The following is a 19,785-nucleotide window of genomic DNA, read 5'->3' on the forward strand; positions in this document are numbered from 1 at the left end:
GCGCGAAAGTTCGTAGGCAATCGACTGATAGCGGTCACCCTTGGCCTCGATGCCGCGCTCGTTCGATGGACCGAGGGGGGCGCTGAGCATTCCGGCGTCGCTTGAATGTCAACACACTCTAGCGCAATCTCGGGGTCGCCCCGACCACCGGGTGCTGCCGGGGGAACAAGGCGATTGACCACAGGCGGCCTGGGCGGTGGCCAGCGCTGTGATGCTGCACTGCGGTAAGCTAGAATTCGCCCTTTGCCGGCAGCCGAGGTTATCGATGAACGCACGTCTGCGCGAAATCCCCTACAACTACACCTCGTTTTCCGACCGCGAGATCGTCATCCGACTGCTCGGCGAGGAACAATGGGCGCTGCTCGACCAGTTGCGCGTCGAGCGTGTCACCGGCCGTTCGGCGCGAATGCTCTACGAGGTGCTGGGCGACATCTGGGTGGTGCAGCGCAATCCTTACCTCGAGGACGATCTGCTGGCCAACCGCGAGCGGCGAATCGCCCTGGTCGAGGCGCTTCGCCACCGTCTGCGGGAAATCGAGAAGCGCCGTCAGGGCAACGACCGGGTATCGCCACTGATCGTCGCTGCGGCGGCAGCGGTCGATGCCTTCGAGCGCCATTTCGACGACACCGCCAGGCTGCGCGCGCGGGTCAGGAAGGCCTTGCTCAGGCACACCCGTCGCGACAACATCGCCTTCGATGGCCTGGCGCGCGTCTCGCACGTGACCGATGCGACCGACTGGCGCATCGAGTACCCCTTCGTCGTCCTCCACCCGGACAGCGAAGAAGAGATTGCTCCGTTGGTGCGCGCCTGCATCAAGCTCGGGCTGACGATCATCCCGCGCGGTGGCGGCACGGGCTACACCGGCGGCGCGATACCCCTGACGCCGATGTCGGCAGTGATCAACACCGAGAAGCTGCTGGACATTGGCGGCGTCGAAGAAATCCTGCTGCCCGGATGCGAACGCCGGTACGCGACGATCCGGACCGGCGCCGGGGTGGTCACTGCCCGCGTCGCGGAAGCCGCGGCGGCGGCCGGCCGCGTCTTTGCCGTCGATCCGACCTCGGCCGAAGCTTCGTGCATCGGCGGCAACATCGCGATGAACGCCGGTGGCAAGAAGGCGGTACTGTGGGGGACGGCGCTCGACAACCTGGCGTGGTGGAAGCTGGTCGATGCCAGCGGTCACTTGATGGAAGTGACGCGGATCGGGCACAACTTCGGCAAGATCCACGAACAGGAGTTGGTGTCCTTCGAGATCAGGCGCTTCCGCAGAGATGGCAGGACGCTCTACGGGCAGCCGGAAATCCTCGAAATCCCGGGTCGACGGTTTCGCAAGGCGGGGCTCGGCAAGGATGTCACCGACAAGTTTCTGGCTGGTCTGCCGGGAGTGCAAAAGGAGGGGACCGATGGCCTGATCGTCGCCGCCCGCTGGGTATTGCACCGGATGCCGCAGCACACGCGCACCGTCTGCCTGGAGTTCTTCGGGCAGGTGCGCGAGGCGGTGCCGGCGATTGTCGAGATCACCGATCATTTCCAGCCCGGTGGCGGCGGCCAGCAGGCCGGGGTGCTGCTCGCCGGCCTCGAACACCTCGACGAGCGCTACCTGCGCGCCGTCGGCTACGCCACCAAGGCCAAGCGCAAGGCCGAGACTGCCGGACGACCGAAAATGGTCCTGATCGGCGACCTGGTCGGCGACGACGAGAGGGCCGTAATGAACGCTGCATCGGAAGTCGTACGGCTGTGCAACGTGCGCGGTGCCGAAGGCTTCATCGCCGTCGACGCCGAGACCCGCCGGAAGTTCTGGCTCGATCGCTCGCGCACGGCGGCGATTTCAAGGCACACCAACGCCTTCAAGCTCAACGAGGACGTGGTCATTCCGCTGCCCCGGATGGGCGAGTACTGCGACGGCATCGAGCGTATCAACATCGAACTGTCGATCCGCAACAAGCTGGCGTTGTGCGAGGCGCTGACGGACTTTCTGGCCGGCGACCTGCCCTTGCATCGTGGCGACGCCGACCTGGAAAAGGAACTGCTGATCGGTGAGCGGCGATCGGCAGCGATCGACGCGGTGGCCATGGTGCGCAGGCGCTGGCAGTGGCTGCTCGACAGTCTCGACCGGCCGCTGGCCGAAGCCGAAGGGCAGTTCACGGCGCTCGGTGTGCACGCCGGTATGCTGAAGAACCGGGCGTCTACCCCGACGCTGTTCCATCGCCTCCAGGACTACTCGGTACGCGTGTCGTGGAAGAGCGAACTCAAACCGCTGCTCGCCGACATCTTTGACGGCATCGTCTATCGGCCGGTCGTCGAGCGGATCGCCGCCATCCACCAGGAAACGCTGCGCAGCCGCCTGTTCGTGGCGCTGCACATGCACGCCGGCGACGGCAACGTGCATACCAATATCCCGGTCAACTCCGACCATTACGAGATGCTGCAGACCGCTTACGCGGTCGTCGAGCGGATCATGGCGCTGGCACGGGCGCTCGACGGCGTGGTATCGGGTGAGCACGGCATCGGGATCACCAAGCTGGAATTCCTGAGCGAGGACGAAATCCAGCCGTTCCGTGACTACAAGGCCAGGGTTGACCCCGAAGGCCGTTTCAACCAGGGCAAGCTGCTCCCGGGAGCCGACCTGAGCAGGGCCTACACGCCGTCGTTTTCGCTGCTCGGCACCGAATCGTTGATCATGGAGCAGTCGGAGATCGGCCACATCGCGACGATGGTCAAGGACTGCCTGCGTTGCGGCAAGTGCAAGCCGGTGTGCTCGACGCATGTGCCACGTGCCAACCTGCTGTACTCGCCACGCAACAAGATCCTCGCCACGTCACTGCTGATCGAGGCCTTCCTCTACGAGGAGCAGACCCGGCGCGGCGTTTCGCTGAAGCACTTCGAGGAGTTCAACGACGTCGCCGACCACTGCACGATCTGCCACAAATGCGTCACGCCCTGCCCGGTCGATATCGACTTCGGCGACGTTTCGATCAGGATGCGCAATCTGCTGCGCGAGCAGGGCAAGAAGAAGTTCGTCCCGGCGAAGGCGGCGGCGATGGCCTTCCTGACGATCAAGGACCCGGCGACGATCAAGTTGCTCCGCAAGCTGATGATCGACTGGGGCTATCGGGCGCAGCGGCTGGCGCACCGGCTGGCCAGGTCGCTCGGCCTGATCCAGGGTCAGACCAGGCAACCGCCGGCGACGCTCGGTTCGCCGACGCTGCGCGCGCAAGTCATCCATTTCATCAACAAACCGATGCCCGGCGGATTGCCCAAGCGCACCGCGCGCGCCTTGCTCGACATCGAGGATGACAGGATCGTGCCGGTCATTCGCGACCCGCACCAGGTCAGCGCGCCCGATTATGACGGCGAAGCGGTGTTCTACTTTCCCGGCTGCGGATCGGAGCGTCTGTTTTCGCAGGTGGCGCTGGCGACCCAGGCGATGCTCTACGAGATTGGCGCGCAAACGGTCCTGCCGCCGGGCTATCTGTGCTGTGGCTATCCGCAGACGGCGGCTGGCGAAGCCGACCAGGGGCAGAGGATCACCACCGATAACCGGGTACTGTTCCACCGGGTCGCCAATACGCTGAACTATCTGGACATCAAGACCGTTATCGTCTCGTGCGGGACTTGCATGGATCAGCTCGAAAAATACCACTTCGAGCAGATCTTTCCCGGCTGCCGCTTGCTCGACATCCACGAATACCTGCTTGAGAAGGGGGTCAGGCTGGATGGCGTCGGCGGCACTCGCTATCTGTACCATGACCCCTGCCATGCGCCGATGCGGACGATGCCGGGGATCAAGGTGGTCAACAGCCTGATGGCGCAGCCGGTCGACCTCTCCGATCGCTGCTGTGGCGAGTCGGGGACGCTGGCAGTCACGCGTCCCGACGTGTCGACGCAGGTCCGCTTCCGCAAGCAGGAGGAGATCGAAAAAGGCGTCGGCAAACAGCGCGCGGATGGTTTTGCCGGCCCGATCAAGGTGCTCACCTCGTGTCCGTCGTGCCTGCAGGGTCTGTCGCGCTACCACGATGACACCGGCACCGAGGCCGACTACATCGTCGTCGAGATGGCCAAGCGTCTGCTCGGTGACGACTGGATGGCACGCTACGTCAGCAAAGCCAACCATGGCGGCATCGAGCGGGTGCTGCTGTAGGCGCCGGCCGATGCTGCGCGGATCGCCTGGCAGCGTGGCAAACCGGCGGTTTGCTGGGGAGTTCGCGTTAGAATGCCAGCCACACTGCGGCGGCCGGGATCGACGATGGTCCCGCACCCGCGGCTGATTTTCTTCCCTGTCCTTGTTCGTTTCGGATTTGCCCGTGCCTGGCCGATCCCGGCCTGCTCCCCGGCGGATCAGCAAAGCTGGTGGCCAAGATCGTGAAGCTGTCTGGTTTGTCGTCACTTGCCGCAGGCCCGCGAGGGTTTCTCGCGGCGAACCGTTTCGCTCCCGCGCTGTACGTTCTCGGCGTGCTGATCACCGGTTTCGGCTTCCTGATGCTGATCCCCCTGGCGATCTCCTGGCTCACCGCCGACGGCGCGCACGGCGCCTACGACGAGGCGGTACTGATCACCATCGTCAGCGGCTCGCTGTTGTCGCTGTCGGTTGGCCGGCAGCATCGCGAAATGCGGGTCCGCGAAAGTTTCCTGCTGGTGGCCTTGATCTGGTCGCTGTTGCCGGCTTTCGGCGCGCTGCCACTGTACCTGCAGATCGACGGTCTGTCGTGGACCGACGCTTATTTCGAGGCCGTTTCGGGCTTGACGGCAACCGGCGCGACGGTGCTGTCGGGGCTTGACCGGCTGCCGCTGTCGATCAACTTCTGGCGCACTTTCATGCACTGGGTCGGCGGCCTCGGGGTGGTCGTTCTGGCGGTCGCCGTCCTGCCTTTGCTCGGTTTCGGTGGGCGCGGCATGCTCCGGGCGGAAACGCCGGGGCCGATGAAGGATTCGAAGATCACGCCGCGGATTACCGAAACGGCCAAGGGTCTGTGGGTGGTCTACGTGATCCTGACCATCGCCTGTGGATCCAGCCTGTACCAGATGGGGATGGGCGGCTGGGACGCCATGATGCACGCTTTCTCGATCATGGGCCTCGGCGGTTTTTCGAGCAAGGACGCCAGCCTGGGCCACTTCGACAGCCTGGAGATCGAACTGGTAGTGATCTTTTTCGCGCTGCTCGCCGGGATCAGCTTCAGCACCCACTTTCTCGCTTTCTCGCAGCGCTCGCTGCGGGCCTATCGTTTCGATATCGAAGCGCACTATTTCCTCGGCACGCTTGCCCTGAGCATCCTCGCGCTGTCGCTCTACCTGTGGCCGACGGACATCTATCCGGATTACCCGACGACGCTCCGCTATGTCGCTTTCCACTCGGTTTCGCTGGCCACGTCGCTCGGCTTCGCGACTACCGACTATGTGCTGTGGCCCTTGTTCGGGCAACTGTGGATACTTTTCCTGGGCAGCTTCGTCGCCTGCTCGGGGTCGGCCGGCGGTGGCATCAAGATGATGCGCGCCGTGGTCCTCTACAAGCAGGTGTCCCGCGAGCTGATGCGCGCCATGCACCCGCGCGGAATGCAGGCCGTACGCTTTGGCGAGACGGTGATTCCCGACCCCGTGTTGCACGCCATCCTCGGGTTCATGTTCATTTACGTGGTCAGCATCGTCTTGCTGACGCTGCTGATGGTTGCCACGCAGCTCGATATCATTACTGCCTTCTCGGCGGTCGTTGCCTGTCTGAACAACACCGGCCCCGGGCTCAATCTGGTCGGTCCGTCGACCACCTACGCCGTCCTGACCGACTTCCAGACCTGGGTGTGCACCTGGGCAATGTTGCTCGGTCGCCTGGAGATTTTCACCCTGCTGGTGCTGCTGACACCCGGTTTTTGGCGGCACTAGAAGGCAGCGCTCCGGACAGGCGCTCTGGCGCCAGGGGACCGCGCGATCGCGAGATAGTTCTCGGAAAGCGTTGACTTTCCGAGCTGGTGTCAGCTTCCAGTAAGAATCGCCATCAATAATCGCCCCGTGGTTCCTCTGGACGCTCTGAGGACCGCTAAACCGATCGAAAAAAATAATTGGAGGAGGTAATCATGGATGATGGCGGAAAGGCCTACTGGTCGGCGACCCTCGGGTTGCTGGCCAAGATCCTGGTCGTGTGGTTCCTGGTCTCGTTCGGGGCGGGCATCCTGTTCGCGCCGGCATTGAATGGCATCCATCTGGGTGGCTATCCCCTGGGTTTCTGGTTTGCCCAGCAGGGTTCGATGTACGTGTTCATCGCGCTGATCTTCTACTACCGGAAGAAGATGGGCGAAATCGACCGTCAGTTCGACGTTCACGAAGAGTAAGGGGCCAACATGGAACTGCAAACAACGATTTATCTGGTCGTCGGCGCGACCTTCGCGCTGTACATCGGCATCGCCCTCTGGGCTCGTGCCGGTAGCACCAGCGAGTTCTACGCCGCTGGCGGACAGGTGCCACCGGTGATGAACGGCATGGCGACGGCCGCGGACTGGATGTCCGCGGCTTCGTTCATTTCGATGGCCGGCCTGATCTCCAACATGGGCTATGGCGGCGGCCTGTTCCTGATGGGCTGGACCGGCGGCTACGTCCTGCTGGCGATGCTGCTCGCGCCGTATCTCCGGAAATTCGGCAAGTTCACCGTGCCGCAGTTCATTGGCGACCGCTTCTACTCGAAGTCGGCCAGCACGGTCGCGGTGGCCTGCCTGCTCACTGCCTCGATCACCTACATCATCGGGCAGATGACCGGCGTCGGCGTCGCCTTCTCGCGCTTCCTCGGCGTATCGAGTGAAACCGGGATCTACGTCGGCATGGGCATCGTCTTTCTGTACGCAGTGTTCGGTGGCATGAAGGGCATCACTTACACCCAGGTCGCCCAGTACATCGTGCTGATCGCTGCCTACATCATCCCGGCGGTGTTCATCTCGATCCAGCTCACCGGCAACCCGATCCCGCAACTCGGTCTCGGCTCCAGCCTCTCTGGCCACGACATTTCGCTGCTCGCCACGCTAGACAAGGTGGTCACCGACCTGGGCTTTCCCAAGTACACCACGTCGGATGCCGGTGGCATGCTGAACATGTTCGTGTACACGATGTCGCTGATGATCGGAACGGCTGGTCTGCCGCACGTCATCATGCGCTTCTTCACGGTGCCGACGGTCGCTGCCGCGCGTAGTTCCGCCGGTTGGGCGCTGGTCTTCATCGCCCTGCTATACACGACCGCGCCTGCGGTGGCGGCGATGGCCAGGACCAACCTGATCCGGACGATCACGCCGGGCGTGGTGATGGAAAACAAGGACCCGTACGCGGCCGACTCGCAGATCGTGTACGACGAGCGTCCGGACTGGATGAAGCGCTGGGAGAAGACCGGCCTGCTCAAGTGGGAAGACAAGAACGGCGACGGTCGCATCCAGTACTACAACGACAAGTCGAAGAGCGAAGCCTTCAAGGCCAAGGCCGCAGAGGCGGGCTGGAAGGGCAACGAGCTGACGGTCAACGCCGACATCATCGTTCTCGCCAACCCGGAAATCGCGCTGCTGCCGAACTGGGTGATCGCTCTGGTTGCTGCCGGTGGTCTGGCTGCCGCTCTGTCGACTGCTGCCGGCTTGCTGATGGCCATTTCCGCCGCGGTTTCGCACGACCTGATCAAGAACGTCTTCGTTCCCGATATCAGCGAGAAGAACGAGTTGCTGGCCGGTAAGATCTCGATGGCGGTGGCGATCGTCATCTCCGGCTACCTGGGGCTTAACCCGCCCGGGTTCGCAGCGGGCACCGTCGCTCTGGCTTTCGGGATCGCGGCGAGTTCACTGTTCCCGGCGATCATGATGGGCATCTTCTCGAAGAAGATGAACAAGGAGGGCGCAATGTGCGGCATGCTCGCCGGCCTGTTCATCACCCTGTTCTACGTGTTTGCGCACAAGGGGATCTTCTTCATCAAGGGAACCGAGTACGTGGAGCTGATCGGCGGCCCGAATTCATTCTTCGGGATCACGCCGGAAGCCTTCGGTGCGATTGGCGCGCTGTTCAACTTCATCGTCGCCTTCGTGGTCGACAAGATGACCCCGGAACCTCCGGAGCACATCCAGGCGATGGTCGAGGCCGTGCGCATCCCGCGTGGGTCAGGCGCCGTTCATGGTGCTCACTGAGCGCAGTTAGCCGTATCATCACGCTGCCGTCGGCTCTCCGCTGGCGGCAGCGGGCAACAAGGGCAACCCCGCTGGCAGGTCTGGCGGGGTTTTTCTTTGCCCCTTTCCGACACCCGTAGCGCCATCGCTGGCGCGCGGCACAAAAAGGAGTCGTGGATGACTATCAGCATCGCGCTGACATGGATACTGTTTCTCGGGCTGTTCCCGATCGCCTTCTTCTGGCTGCGGCGGGCGTGGCGGATCCTCGTCAGGCGGGATTTTTCCGAGGTGGCCCTGAAGCGTGGCGAGCCGCCCGCTGATCCGGCAAAGTACGCGCCCTACGCGGCGGCCATCAATCTGGTTGCCGGCGGGGTCGCGGTGGCGGTAATCCTGATGGTGGTGGTCGGCGGAGCAGCTTACGACACCTGGACGGCGATTGCCGGCTCGACGATTTGGATGAAATTCTTTGCGGACTTCATTCTCAGCCGGCAGGCCCACCCCATATGGGGTCAGAAGAAGCAAGCGGAAACGTCTACCACGCCCAAAGACCGTCGCTGACGCTTCGCTGCTCGATGCGGTAGCGGTCTTGTGACGATCTGGTCCAGTGCTCCCTGACCGGGATGACGGTTCGCCGGGCTTTGCGGCGCGGTGGTTGGTCAGCCGCCAACAATGCTCTCGGGGTTGGCCGGCTGGCTCGGCTCGATGTGTACACCAAGTTCCCTGGCCTTGGCGTCGGGGATGATCTCCAGCAGGGTGACCACCTTTTGCACGTCGCTGGTGGTTCGCGCAACCTGGATGGCGGCATCCGCTTCCTGCTGGGTGACCAGGCCGAGCAGATAGACGACACCCGCTTCGGTCACCACCTTGACGTAGACCGCATTGAACTTGCCCGCGTCAACGAAGCGCGCCTTGACCTTGGTCGTGATATAGGAATCCTTGCTGCGCGTCCCGAGCGAGGTGGCGGGCGCAATGGCGAGCTCATTGTAGACCCCGCGCACCTGTGGTATCGCGGCGACCAGGCGTTCGACCTCGGCCTTGATCTCCGCGGAGGCTACTTCGCCGGTCACCAGTACCTTGCGGTTGTAGCTGGTGAAGTTGACGTGCGATTCCTTGCCGGCTTTCTCACTGATCTCCAGCGAGGCCTTCCATTCGATGGTTTCGTCTTCGGTCTGCGTGCCGAGAGAGCGGCGATCGATCGCTGCCAGGGTGGCCTGGGTCGCGCCGACGGCGGCGACCGTAACGCAGCCCTGCAGCATCGGCAGTAGCATGGCGCCGAGTACCAGCGTGGTGGGCAGGACTCTGTTCATTCTTCTACTCCCATGAGCAGGCAATCAATACCATCGCAAAGGCAGTGGATGGTGAGCAGGTGCGTTTCCTGAATTCGTGCAGTACGTTCGGCCGGGACCGAGATATGGACGTCGCTGTCGTACAGCAGCTCACCGATGGCGCCGCCACCCTTGCCGGTCAGCGCAACGACGCGCAGATCATTCTCGTGCGCGGCATGGATCGCTTCGATGACGTTGGGCGAGTTCCCGGAGGTCGAGATGGCGACCAGCACGTCGCCGGGCTGGCCGAGTGCACGCACCTGCTTGGCGAAAACCATCTTGAAGCCGTAGTCGTTGGCGATCGCCGAGAGGATCGACGAGTCGGTGGTCAGCGCGATCGCCGCCAGTTCGTGTCGTTCGGCTTCGAAGCGGCCGACCATCTCGGCGGCCAGGTGCTGCGCGTCGGCGGCCGAGCCGCCGTTGCCGCAGGCGAGGATCTTGCCATTGCCGAGCAGGCAGCCGACCATTGTCTCGATCGCCTGCGCGATCGGCCCGGCCAGTGGTTCCATGGCGTCCAGCTTGGTCTGCGCGCTGTCCCTGAAGTGCTGGCTGATTCGCTTGATCAAGTCCATGGGCTGTGCTTCGGCTCCGACCAAAGGAGGGGATTCTAACATCAGAGGATCAGCAGGACCTCGATCTCGACGCGGCGCCAGGGGTCGGGATGGTCGCGGACCCGTGCGACCCGCGCTTCGAGTTGCTCACCGTCGTCGAGCGCCCTGGCGACGGCAGCGTTCTCGCTGCGTGGCAAGTAGCCGAGCCGTCGCCCGTTCCAATCGACGCGAATCGCCTTGTGGTCGTGCCGATTGCCCGGCTCGCGAATCAGCTCCAGGCGGTCGCCAGGCCTGATCTGCGACGACACTTCGGCCAGCGCATAGTACTGACCGCCGGCCAGCGGCGAGGTCTGCACCAGAATCCTGACGCTTTCGGCGGCTATGGCAGGCCAGCAACACGCCAGCCCCAGCGCCGCGCTAAACAGCAGAAAACGCATCGCGGATCCATTCGATCGCGGTGTCCGACAGCGCGTCGAGCAGGATGCAGTCGAAGCGGCAGTCGGACTCGCGGCCTGGATGCGACGCCAGGTAGTGCTGCGCGGCGAGGGCGATACGCGCTTGCTTGGCGGCGGTGATGCTGGCCGCGGCGCCACCGTGGCTGGCGCTGCGGCGCAAGCGCACCTCGACAAATACCAACACCCGCTGGTCAGTGCAGATCAGGTCGACCTCGCCACCCCGGCAGCGATAGTTGCGCGCCACGATGGTCAGCGCGTGCCGCTCAAGAAAGCGCGCGGCGAGTCCCTCGGCAAGCGCGCCCGGGCTGGCCGAGTGCCCGCCTGACGCAGTCGTGCTATCTTTGTCGCTCACCTGTCGGCCTCCGATCATGACGGAAGAATTTCCCGCATTATATGTAGTTCCGACGCCGCTCGGCCACCTCGGCGATATCTCCCAGCGGGCCATCGACGTGCTGCGGCAAGTGTCCTGGGTGGCTGCCGAAGATACTCGCCACAGCGCGCCGTTGCTGCGGCATTACGGCTGCAATGCTCGCCTGCTCGCGGCGCACCAGCATAACGAAGAGGGTGCCGCACAACAGGTCATCGGACACCTCGCCGCCGGCGAGTCGGTCGCCTTGGTCGTCGATGCCGGCACGCCTGCAGTGTCCGATCCGGGCGCGCGATTGGTCTCCAGAGTGCGGGCCGCCGGCTATCGCGTGATACCGCTGCCGGGACCGTGTGCGGCGGTCGTCGCGCTTTCAGCCGCCGGCCTCAGTGAAGCCCACTTCTTGTTCTACGGTTTCTTGCCGGCGAAGGCCGGGCAGCGCGCGGAGGTCTTGCGCGGGCTCGCCAACTTGCCTTACGCACTGGTCTTTTACGAAGCGCCGCACCGAATTGTGGACACCGTGGCCGCTTTGGCGGCCGTTCTTCAGCCGACACGGACGCTGGTGCTGGCGCGCGAGCTGACCAAGTTGTTCGAGAGTGTGCATAGCTGTGCGCTCGGCGACGCGCACGACTGGCTGCTGGCCGACGCCAACCGGCAGCGCGGCGAGTTCGTGCTGCTGGTCTCCGCGGCTCCAGCGGTCGACAACGACGCCGATGGCGAGCGGGTATTGAAGTTGCTGCTCACTGACGGACTGTCGGTCAGCCAGGCGAGTCGGCTGGCGCACGCGATTACCGGCGCAGGAAAGCACGCCCTGTATCAACAGGCTTTGCGCTTGAAGGGATAGCGCACGCCGCGCTGGCGAGCGGTGGGCGCCGGCACCGAGCGCGCTCGGCAGGTTTCGGCTGGAGCCGAAGAAATCATCTAGAATTCCCGGATTCGCAAACTTGGCCAATTGTTTCGATGACCTCGACCATGCAGATTGCCCTGACCCGTCCTGACGACTGGCACCTTCATCTGCGCGATGGTGACGCGCTGGCGACCGTCTTGCCGCATAGCGCGCGGCAGTTCGCGCGGGCCATCGTGATGCCCAATTTGCGGCCGCCGGTGACCACCGTCGCCGCCGCGACCGCCTACCGCGCGCGTATCCTCGCCGCCTTGCCGGCCGGCATGGCGTTCGAGCCGTTGATGACCTTGTACCTGACCGACAGCACGCCGGTCGACGAAATCCGGCGGGCGGTGGCTAGCGAATTCGTGCGCGCGGTGAAGCTCTATCCGGCGGGGGCGACGACCAATTCCGACGCGGGCGTGACCAATCTGGACCGCTGTGCGGCGGTGCTGACCGAGATGGAAAGGTCGGGGTTGCCGCTGCTGGTGCACGGCGAGGTGACAGACTCGAAGATCGACGTCTTCGACCGCGAAAAGGTGTTCATTGAACGCGTCTTGAAGCCGTTACTGGTGCGCTATCCCGGCCTGAAAGTTGTTTTCGAGCATATCACCACCCGCGACGCCGCTGATTTTGTCGCCGCCTGCGGACCGAACATCGCCGCGACGATCACCGCGCATCACCTCTTGTACAACCGCAACGCCATGTTTGCGGGCGGCCTCCGTCCGCATTACTACTGCCTGCCGGTTCTCAAACGAGAGGTCCATCGCCAGGCGCTGCTGCGCGCGGCAACTTCCGGCAACCCGCGATTCTTCCTGGGCACCGATTCCGCGCCGCATCCGCGGGTCAGCAAGGAGGTCGACTGCGGCTGTGCAGGCTGCTACACCGCGCATGCGGCGCTGGAGCTGTACGCGGAGGCCTTCGACGCCGCCGATGCTCTGCATCGACTGGAGGCTTTCGCCAGCTTCAACGGTCCGGACTTCTACGGCTTGCCACGCAACACCGGTTCGGTGACGCTGGTGCGCGAGGCTTGGCGACCACCGGCGGCCTTCGCTTACCTGGGCGACGATACGCTGGTACCGTTGGCTGCTGGCGAGCTGCTACGATGGAAGATGCGCGGCTGATGTCGCCGCGTTGTGCTGTTTTCTGTTCCGGGGCTGGCCCGAGGAGATTGCGTGTGTCGCGGAAGACGCTGCTGCCGATGCTGTTGCTGCCCTTGCTGGTTGCCTGCTCCGATCAGCGGGCGGCCTTCGAGATTGACTCGAGCCAGCATTCCTTGACGCTGATTCGCGTCCAGGACTTCTTCTGGCAAAAAACCGCCGCCTACTCCGTCGTCGCGGCCCGGATGCCGGAGTGCATGCGTCGCCACGACATCGGCTCGGGCAGTGCCAATACCAGAATCGAGGTCTATGCCCCGGGGAACGATGCCTGGATTCTCAAACAGGGCAAGCGGATGGTCGTCGTCGAGACGCGAACCTGTCAGGGCTTTGCCCGGCTCGACGAGGAGCCTGCGGATGGCATGGGTCCTTTGCAGGGAAGCTTCCAGATGCGCGGTGGCAGTTTGACATTTGTCGCTGCGGCGAAGGGCGATGCGGACGCTGTGGCGCCGGCGCCGAATTGAGTGGGCACCACTGGCCTTCACCGGGTGGCCTGTTCGCCCCCTTGTGGCCGCTGCTGACGAGGATTCCCTTCGCGCCGGATTTTGCCTCGCTGGACTTCCTGAGTTCGGGGCTCGACCTGCGCACGGCCAGTGGCCAGCACCTGTCTTTCGTACCGCCGCCGCTTGACGGGCTGGCCTACGAAACGCGCATCTGGGTACGCGGCGAGGTCGCCACGCGCGCCGGCAACTGGCACGATTTTTTCAATGCGCTGGTCTGGCTGAGCTTTCCGCTGAGCAAGGCGGCGCTCAACGCGCGCCACGCCGGGGCGCTGGCCGTTCAAGGCACGGGTCGTGGCAGCGAGCGCGATGCCTTGACTCATTTTGACGAATGCGGCGTCGTCGTGGTCTCATCCGACCCTTCGTTGCTGGCCCTGTTGCGCAACTTCGAGTGGCGAGCGCTGTTCTGGGAGCGCCGCGACGAATTGGGTCGCGCGCTACGCTGTTTCGTTTTTGGTCACGCTACCTATGAGCAGTTGTTGCGACCGTTTCGCGGGCTGACCGCCAAGGCGCTGCTGTACGAGGTCAGCGAAGACTGGCTGTGGCGCCGGCCGCCGCTGGCTCAGCTGGCCGATCTAGACCGGCGTCTGGCGGGTGAACTGGATGGCGGCCTGCAGCCGCAGCCGCGAGCTTTCCACCCGCTACCCCTGATGGGCCTGCCCGGCGTGACGCCGGACAGCGACAGCGCCAGCTACTACGACGACCAGTGGCAATTCCGGTCGGGCCGCGCTGGGCGCGGCGTATAATTGCTGCGGGAAGTCGGTCAGGCAGCCGCTGGGCAAAGGGTGAAAGCCTGGCGCCGAGAGGAAAGTCCGGGCTCCGCAGAGCAGGATGCCGGTTAACGACCGGGCACCGTGAGGTGACGGAAAGTGCAACAGAAAGCAGACCGCCGATGTCCTCACGCAGGCAGGGCAGGTAAGGGTGAAACGGCGAGGTAAGAGCTCACCGCGTTCGTGGTAACACGGACGGCACGGTAAACCCCATCCGGAGCAAGGCCAAATAGGGAAGCGTCGGCGTGGCTCGCGCTGCTTCCGGGTAGGCTGCTTGAGCGTGCTGGTAACAGTACGCCTAGAGGAATGGCTGTCCACGACAGAACCCGGCTTATCGACCGGCTTCCCCCCCCGCCCCCCGCTTTTCCCTTTCTTCCGCGTGGCCGACCGAGTTCCCCGCCGGCACTTCTGCGTCTCCAGGCCCCCGATTCGGATCCGATCAATTCCCGTCACCTGGCCGGCGCGCCTGCGCGGCAGCGCTGCCACCATTTTGCCCCCTGTTTGTAAGAAAGCACTTTAACTACACCAATTTTGCCATTGTTTTTAATAAGCAATAAGGTTTCTAATCTGTCTCAAGAGTCGTCGATAAGTCCTTGTAGCCATTGGGAAAAGCCACGCCATATCCCTTGCTTTAGTGCAATCTTTGTCTTAAAGTGGGGGCAAGTAGGAAAAAGTGGGAAGCTTGGCGTTCTGTCGGCAAGAAAACTAGGGGCGATTCGAACAGATGTTTCAGGGTGCGGCGGCGTTAAGTCTCGACGTCAAGGGCAGGCTGGCGATCCCGGTACGTCATCGGGAGGCGCTGGCTGCGGCCGCCGACGGCCGCCTGGTGCTTACCGCGCACCCCCACGGTTGCCTGTTGCTCTATCCGGAGCCAGCGTGGGAACCCATTCGCGACAAGGTTCTGGCGGCTTCGAGTTTCAACAAGCAGGCGGCGGCGATCAAGCGCCTGCTGGTGGGTAACGCCCGCGAAGAGGAAATGGATGCTGCCGGTCGTTTGCTGATCGCGCCGGAACTGCGCCGCTTTGCGGTTCTCGAAAAACAGGTCTGGCTGGTCGGTCAGGGAAGTCACTTCGAAATCTGGTCGGACAGTGGTTGGCAGCAACAGCAGGAAGCCGTGCTTGCCCTTGGTGAGCAGTTCTTGCCTCCGGGTCTGGAGGATCTGGCGCTGTGACCTTGCCGTCGCAGCATCAAACGGTGTTGCTGCGGGAAGCGGTTGATGCTCTGGAGATCAACCCCGCGGGGATTTACGTCGACGGCACTTTCGGCTGTGGGGGCCACAGTCGGGCGATTCTCGAACGGCTAGGGCCAAACGGCCGACTGCTGGCCATTGACCGTGACCCCGAGGCGGTCGCACTGGCCCGCGAAATGAACGATCAGCGGCTGTTCGTCGTGCATCAGTGCTTCGGCGAACTGGCGGAAGCCTTGCAACGGGCCCGGATCGAAATCGGCGAAGGGGTCGATGGCGTCCTGCTCGATATCGGCGTTTCGTCGCCGCAGCTCGACGACGGGCGGCGGGGGTTCAGTTTCCGCCAGGACGCACCGCTCGACATGCGGATGGATACGAGCCAGGGCGAGACGGTGGCGCAGTGGCTGCAGCGGGTGGACGTGCAGGAGATTACGGAGGTCATCAGGGGCTATGGGGAAGAACGGTTTGCTTTCCAGATTGCAAAGAAGATTGTGGCTGCTCGCCGAGAGCGGCCGCTTGCAACCACGGGTGAGCTCGCCGCCCTTGTACGCGCGACCGTGCGGACCCGCGAGCCCGGGCAGGATGCGGCGACGCGTACCTTTCAAGCTTTACGGATTCATATCAATCAAGAGCTCGAACAGCTCTCGCTAGCGCTGCCGCGGGCAATGGCGCTTCTCAGGCAGGGAGGTCGACTGGTGGTGATAAGTTTCCATTCGCTCGAAGACCGGATCGTCAAGCGCTTTATGCGCGATCAGGCCGCGGCTGACCGTTTGCCGAGGGGGCTGCCCTTGCGTGCCGCGGAGTTGCCGGCGCCCGCCCTTCGCCTGGTCGGCAAACTGACCAGGGCGAGCGTCGCCGAAGTGGCGGCCAATCCGCGGGCGCGCAGCGCGGTGATGCGGGTTGCCGAAAAACTGGCCAGAAGGGCAGCTTGAGATGGCTCGTCTGAACGTTTTCCTGTTGTTGGCGGTGGTCATCTGCAGCCTCGGGGTGGTTACGTCGCAGCATAAGGCGCGGCAGCTTTTTCAGGCTCTGGAAGTTCAGCAGGAACGCGCGCGCCAGCTTGAAGTCGAGTTCGGGCAGCTGCAACTGGAGCTTTCGACCTGGGGAACGGCGCCACGAATCGAAAAAATCGCCGTCGAGAAGCTCGGCATGCATACGCCCGAAATCGAGGCGTTACCGCTCGCTGCCAAACCTGCGGGAGGTGCCTCGCGATGATGCGCTTCAAGGGAAAAGTGTCCCACAAGTTTGCCGAAAGCCCCTTGCTGGAGCTGCGCATGCCGCCTTGGCGTTCGCGCCTGATGGCTTTGCTGATCCTCGGCTCCTTTGTCGTACTGATTGGCCGCGCCTTCTATCTGCAAATCGTGAACACCGATTTCCTGCAGGAGAAGGGGGAGTCGCGCTACCGCCGGGACATCGAAATAACGGCTTCGCGCGGGCGGATCGCCGACCGCCATGGCGACGTTCTGGCCATCTCGACGCCGATGAAGTCGATCTGGGCGGTGCCGTCGGCGGCCACGCTGACCCCCGAGCAAACCCGTCAGCTGGCGGAGCTGCTGGAAACGAACGTGCAGCAGCTGGCCCGCAAGCTGGATGGCGAAAGACCCTTCGTCTTCCTGGGTCGACAGATCCCGCCTGCGGTCGCGGAGCGGGTGGCGGCGCTGAAGCTGCCTGGCATCGGCCAGGACAAGGAGTATCGCCGCTTCTATCCTACCGGCGAGATGACTGCGCACATGGTCGGTTTCACGGGCGTTGACGACAAGGGACTGGAAGGCGTCGAGCTGGCCTTCCACGGCCAGCTGCTGGGGCAACCCGGCAGTCGTAGCGTGATCAAGGACCGCCGTGGCCAGATCGTCGAGGACGTTGGTTCGATCAAGCCGCCGCAGGATGGCCAGGACATCCGCCTGGCGCTCGATTCCAAGATTCAGTATCTGGCCTACAGCCACCTCAAGCAGGCGATTGCCGATAACAAGGCGCAGGCCGGCGGCGTCGTCGTACTCGACGCCCGGAGCGGCGAAATCCTGGCGCTGGCCAATTGGCCGACCTACAACCCGAACAACCGCGAGAGCCTGACCGGCAGTCAGCTACGCAATCGCGCGGTGACCGATACCTTCGAGCCCGGTTCGACGCTCAAGCCGTTCACCATCGCGCAGGCGATGGAGAGCGGCAAGGTTCGTTTCGACACGATCATCAACTGCGCCCCTGGACGCCTGTCCATTGGCAAGGCGACGATTTCCGACGCTCACCCGCACGGCGCCTTGACCGTCGCGCAGGTGATTCAGAAATCGTCGAACGTCGGCGCGGCGAAGATCGCCGCGATGCTGCCGTCGCAGAAGATGTGGGAAATGTTTGACGCCGTCGGTTTCGGCCAGGTACCCCGCCTGGGCTTTCCCGGTGAGGTCAGCGGCCGCCTTCGCCCCTGGAAGACCTGGAAGCCGATCGAGCAGGCCACCATGGCTTATGGGCATGGCATCTCGGTGTCGCTGATCCAACTGGCGCGTGCCTATTCGGTTTTCGCGCGCGACGGCGATCTGGTGCCGCTGTCGCTGACCCGCGTCGATTCGCCGACGCCGCGCGGCATGCAGGTGTTCAGCCCGCAGACCGCCCGCGAAGTTCGCGCGATGCTCGAGATGGCCGTCCAGCCGGGCGGAACGGCGCCCAAGGCCCAGATTCCCGGATATCGCGTGGCCGGCAAAACCGGTACCGCGCACAAACTATCGGGCGGACGTTACGCGAACAAGTATGTCTCCTCGTTCGTCGGCTTCGCACCGGCATCGGAACCGCGGTTGATCGTCGCGGTGATGATCGACGAAGCGGCTGCCGGACAATACTACGGTGGTCTGGTTGCCGCGCCAGTCTTTGCGGCGGTGATGAGCAGCGCCCTGAGAACCCTTGGCGTGGCTCCGGACGCGCCGCTGGAGGTGGCGCCAGGCCCCACCAAGAGCCCGATCTTGAAGGCCAGGTTTTGAGCACCTCGAACAGCGCCTCGTGCGCCGGCGCCATTGGCGCTACGCTGGCCCGACTGGCGGCTCTCGGCGTTGTGCCGAGCGGCGTCACCGACGACAGCCGGCAGGTAGCGCCCGGCGACCTCTTTCTGGCTTATCCCGGTGACCTCGCCGACGGTCGCTGCCACGTCGTCGAGGCTATTGCCAGCGGCGCCGCAGCCGTCCTCTGGGAAGCGAACGCTGCCGGACGATCCGACACGTTTTTCTGGAGCAGCGACTGGCAGGTCGTCAATTTACCGGTGGCGGGTTTGCGCCAGCTCTGCGGACCAATGGCCAGTGCCATCTACGGCCACCCGAGCGAGCGCCTGTCGCTGGTCGCGGTGACCGGCACCAACGGCAAGACCAGCGTCGCGCAGTGGCTCGCCGCCAGTCACCCGCGCCGTTGCCCGAGTATTGGCACCCTGGGTGCCGGGATGGCTGGCGAACTGGTGGAAACCGGGTTCACGACCCCCACAGCGACGACGTTGATGCGTTATCTGGCGCGATTTGCCGATGACCATGCGCAGGCGTGTGCGCTCGAAGCGAGTTCGATCGGGATTGCCGAAGGACGTCTTGATGGAGCCCGCATCGACGTCGCGGTATTCACCAATCTGACCCGTGACCATCTCGACTACCACGGCAGTATGGAAGCCTACGCGCAGGCCAAGGCCAGGCTCTTCAGTTGGCCGCGCCTGCGCCTGGCGGTGTGCAATCTCGACGACCCCTTCGGGCGCCAACTGGCAGCGCTGACCAGCGCCACCAAAGTGGTCGGCTATACCCAGCAAGACCAGTCTGACGACCGGCAGGGGACGATTCGCGCCGAGGATGTCGAGGAAACCATCGACGGCCTGCGCTTTCGCCTCTGCGCTCCGAATGGTCGGGCGCTGGTCGAGACCGGTTTGCTCGGCCGTTACAATGTCTCGAATCTGCTCGCCGTGGCAGCGGTATTGATCGACGCCGGGCTGGCGCCGCAGGCTGTCGCCGAGCGCTTCGCCAGCCTGCGTTCGCCGGCAGGTCGCCTGGAAAAACTCGGTGGTCACAACCAGCCGCTGGTCGTCATTGATTACGCGCACACCCCGGACGCGCTGCAGAGTGCCCTGGGCGCCTTGCGCCCGGTCGCCGAGGCGCGGGGCGCTGGTCTGGTGGTCGTTTTCGGCTGTGGCGGCGATCGTGATCGCGGCAAGCGGCCGTTGATGGGCACAGTCGCGGCGCGGCTTGCCGATCGGGTCGTACTGACCAGCGACAATCCTCGTGGCGAGGATCCGCAGGCGATCCTCGACGAAATCCGTGTCGGGGCGCCGGCCGCCGAGATCGTCACCGACCGTGCACAGGCGATTCGCCAGACCATCATTGCCGCACATCCGGCCGAGGTGGTCCTGCTCGCCGGCAAGGGGCACGAGTCTTATCAGGAGATCGCTGGCGTACGTCGTCCGTTTTCGGACGTGGCGAACGCGGCAGCCGCACTCGCCGCCCGTCGGGAGGTCGCGCTGTGACGG

18 protein-coding genes and 1 other RNA gene are annotated in these 19,785 nt (G+C 64.0%); 15 read left to right on the plus strand and 4 right to left on the minus strand.

Annotation, left to right across the window (positions count from 1 at the left end):
- The first annotated feature begins 265 nt into the window (after positions 1-265).
- From Q1L50_RS14110 to Q1L50_RS14130, 5 genes are all read left to right on the plus strand, one after another.
- Positions 266-4,141, plus strand: a complete 3,876-nt coding sequence (locus Q1L50_RS14110; RefSeq protein WP_300339802.1) for a DUF3683 domain-containing protein — start codon at positions 266-268, stop codon at positions 4,139-4,141.
- A 311-nt stretch (positions 4,142-4,452) separates the two neighbouring features.
- Complete coding sequence (locus tag Q1L50_RS14115; protein WP_300339891.1) at positions 4,453-5,874, plus strand: potassium transporter TrkG; 1,422 nt, start codon at positions 4,453-4,455, stop codon at positions 5,872-5,874.
- A gap of 191 nt (positions 5,875-6,065) precedes the next feature.
- Positions 6,066-6,320: a DUF4212 domain-containing protein gene (locus Q1L50_RS14120; protein WP_300339804.1), complete on the plus strand. Its 255-nt coding sequence runs from the start codon at positions 6,066-6,068 to the stop codon at positions 6,318-6,320.
- 9 nt (positions 6,321-6,329) lie between these two features.
- Positions 6,330-8,138, plus strand: coding sequence for a sodium:solute symporter family protein (locus Q1L50_RS14125; protein WP_300339806.1), 1,809 nt, complete (start codon positions 6,330-6,332; stop codon positions 8,136-8,138).
- Between the two features lie 156 nt (positions 8,139-8,294).
- A complete protein-coding gene (locus tag Q1L50_RS14130) occupies positions 8,295-8,675 on the plus strand; it encodes a hypothetical protein (protein ID WP_300339808.1) in 381 nt (126 codons plus the stop codon).
- 98 nt (positions 8,676-8,773) lie between these two features.
- Here the strand turns inward: Q1L50_RS14130 and Q1L50_RS14135 are convergent, their stop codons facing one another.
- The 4 genes from Q1L50_RS14135 to Q1L50_RS14150 are packed head-to-tail and all read right to left on the minus strand — an operon-like array spanning position 8,774 to position 10,800.
- Positions 8,774-9,424: a BON domain-containing protein gene (locus tag Q1L50_RS14135; protein ID WP_300339810.1), complete on the minus strand. Its 651-nt coding sequence runs from the start codon at positions 9,422-9,424 to the stop codon at positions 8,774-8,776.
- On the minus strand, positions 9,421-10,014 hold the full coding sequence (locus Q1L50_RS14140) for a phosphoheptose isomerase (protein ID WP_300339812.1): 594 nt from the start codon (positions 10,012-10,014) through the stop codon (positions 9,421-9,423). Before Q1L50_RS14140 ends, Q1L50_RS14135 begins: the two co-directional genes overlap by 4 nt.
- Positions 10,015-10,055: 41 nt before the next feature.
- Positions 10,056-10,430, minus strand: a complete 375-nt coding sequence (locus tag Q1L50_RS14145; protein ID WP_300339814.1) for an HIRAN domain-containing protein — start codon at positions 10,428-10,430, stop codon at positions 10,056-10,058.
- Positions 10,411-10,800 carry a YraN family protein gene (locus Q1L50_RS14150; RefSeq protein ID WP_300339816.1) on the minus strand — a complete coding sequence of 130 codons (390 nt, stop codon included), beginning with the start codon at positions 10,798-10,800 and terminating at the stop codon, positions 10,411-10,413. The genes Q1L50_RS14145 and Q1L50_RS14150 overlap by 20 nt, the downstream gene beginning before the upstream one ends.
- Before the next feature lie 16 nt (positions 10,801-10,816).
- Here Q1L50_RS14150 and rsmI point away from each other — a divergent pair, with 16 nt between their 5' ends.
- The 10 genes from rsmI to Q1L50_RS14200 all read left to right on the plus strand — a co-directional run bounded on the left by rsmI (position 10,817) and on the right by Q1L50_RS14200 (position 19,782).
- Complete coding sequence (gene rsmI / locus Q1L50_RS14155) at positions 10,817-11,656, plus strand: 16S rRNA (cytidine(1402)-2'-O)-methyltransferase (protein ID WP_300339818.1); 840 nt, start codon at positions 10,817-10,819, stop codon at positions 11,654-11,656.
- A gap of 116 nt (positions 11,657-11,772) precedes the next feature.
- Positions 11,773-12,819 (plus strand): dihydroorotase, encoded by a 1,047-nt coding sequence (gene pyrC / locus Q1L50_RS14160; protein ID WP_300339820.1) that lies wholly within the window; start codon positions 11,773-11,775, stop codon positions 12,817-12,819.
- 53 nt (positions 12,820-12,872) lie between these two features.
- Positions 12,873-13,316: a hypothetical protein gene (locus Q1L50_RS14165; protein WP_300339822.1), complete on the plus strand. Its 444-nt coding sequence runs from the start codon at positions 12,873-12,875 to the stop codon at positions 13,314-13,316.
- Positions 13,313-14,098, plus strand: a complete 786-nt coding sequence (locus tag Q1L50_RS14170; protein ID WP_300339823.1) for a DUF3025 domain-containing protein — start codon at positions 13,313-13,315, stop codon at positions 14,096-14,098. Before Q1L50_RS14165 ends, Q1L50_RS14170 begins: the two co-directional genes overlap by 4 nt.
- A gap of 9 nt (positions 14,099-14,107) precedes the next feature.
- An RNA gene (rnpB, locus tag Q1L50_RS14175) (RNase P RNA component class A) lies at positions 14,108-14,472 on the plus strand.
- Positions 14,473-14,846: 374 nt separating this feature from the next.
- Positions 14,847-15,293 carry a division/cell wall cluster transcriptional repressor MraZ gene (gene mraZ, locus Q1L50_RS14180; RefSeq protein WP_300339825.1) on the plus strand — a complete coding sequence of 149 codons (447 nt, stop codon included), beginning with the start codon at positions 14,847-14,849 and terminating at the stop codon, positions 15,291-15,293.
- Positions 15,290-16,240, plus strand: coding sequence for a 16S rRNA (cytosine(1402)-N(4))-methyltransferase RsmH (gene rsmH, locus Q1L50_RS14185; protein WP_300339827.1), 951 nt, complete (start codon positions 15,290-15,292; stop codon positions 16,238-16,240). The genes mraZ and rsmH overlap by 4 nt, the downstream gene beginning before the upstream one ends.
- A gap of 1 nt (position 16,241) precedes the next feature.
- Complete coding sequence (gene ftsL, locus Q1L50_RS14190) at positions 16,242-16,523, plus strand: cell division protein FtsL (RefSeq protein WP_300339829.1); 282 nt, start codon at positions 16,242-16,244, stop codon at positions 16,521-16,523.
- Positions 16,520-18,274, plus strand: coding sequence for a penicillin-binding protein 2 (locus Q1L50_RS14195; protein WP_300339831.1), 1,755 nt, complete (start codon positions 16,520-16,522; stop codon positions 18,272-18,274). Before ftsL ends, Q1L50_RS14195 begins: the two co-directional genes overlap by 4 nt.
- Complete coding sequence (locus Q1L50_RS14200) at positions 18,271-19,782, plus strand: UDP-N-acetylmuramoyl-L-alanyl-D-glutamate--2,6-diaminopimelate ligase (protein ID WP_300339833.1); 1,512 nt, start codon at positions 18,271-18,273, stop codon at positions 19,780-19,782. The genes Q1L50_RS14195 and Q1L50_RS14200 overlap by 4 nt, the downstream gene beginning before the upstream one ends.
- The last annotated feature ends 3 nt before the right edge of the window (positions 19,783-19,785 follow it).

Source organism: Accumulibacter sp. (genome assembly GCF_029255145.1).
GTDB lineage: Bacteria > Pseudomonadota > Gammaproteobacteria > Burkholderiales > Rhodocyclaceae > Accumulibacter.

Bases quoted from the DNA above. Each gene is read 5' to 3' on its own strand.
- Q1L50_RS14110 (WP_300339802.1), top strand. From the start codon at position 266: ATGAACGCACGTCTGCGCGAAATCCCCTACAACTACACCTCGTTTTCC.
- Q1L50_RS14120 (WP_300339804.1), top strand. From the start codon at position 6,066: ATGGATGATGGCGGAAAGGCCTACTGGTCGGCGACCCTCGGGTTGCTG.
- Q1L50_RS14125 (WP_300339806.1), top strand. From the start codon at position 6,330: ATGGAACTGCAAACAACGATTTATCTGGTCGTCGGCGCGACCTTCGCG.
- Q1L50_RS14130 (WP_300339808.1), top strand. From the start codon at position 8,295: ATGACTATCAGCATCGCGCTGACATGGATACTGTTTCTCGGGCTGTTC.
- Q1L50_RS14135 (WP_300339810.1), bottom strand. From the start codon at position 9,424: ATGAACAGAGTCCTGCCCACCACGCTGGTACTCGGCGCCATGCTACTG.
- Q1L50_RS14140 (WP_300339812.1), bottom strand. From the start codon at position 10,014: ATGGACTTGATCAAGCGAATCAGCCAGCACTTCAGGGACAGCGCGCAG.
- Q1L50_RS14145 (WP_300339814.1), bottom strand. From the start codon at position 10,430: ATGCGTTTTCTGCTGTTTAGCGCGGCGCTGGGGCTGGCGTGTTGCTGG.
- rsmI (WP_300339818.1), top strand. From the start codon at position 10,817: ATGACGGAAGAATTTCCCGCATTATATGTAGTTCCGACGCCGCTCGGC.
- pyrC (WP_300339820.1), top strand. From the start codon at position 11,773: ATGACCTCGACCATGCAGATTGCCCTGACCCGTCCTGACGACTGGCAC.
- mraZ (WP_300339825.1), top strand. From the start codon at position 14,847: ATGTTTCAGGGTGCGGCGGCGTTAAGTCTCGACGTCAAGGGCAGGCTG.
- ftsL (WP_300339829.1), top strand. From the start codon at position 16,242: ATGGCTCGTCTGAACGTTTTCCTGTTGTTGGCGGTGGTCATCTGCAGC.
- Q1L50_RS14195 (WP_300339831.1), top strand. From the start codon at position 16,520: ATGATGCGCTTCAAGGGAAAAGTGTCCCACAAGTTTGCCGAAAGCCCC.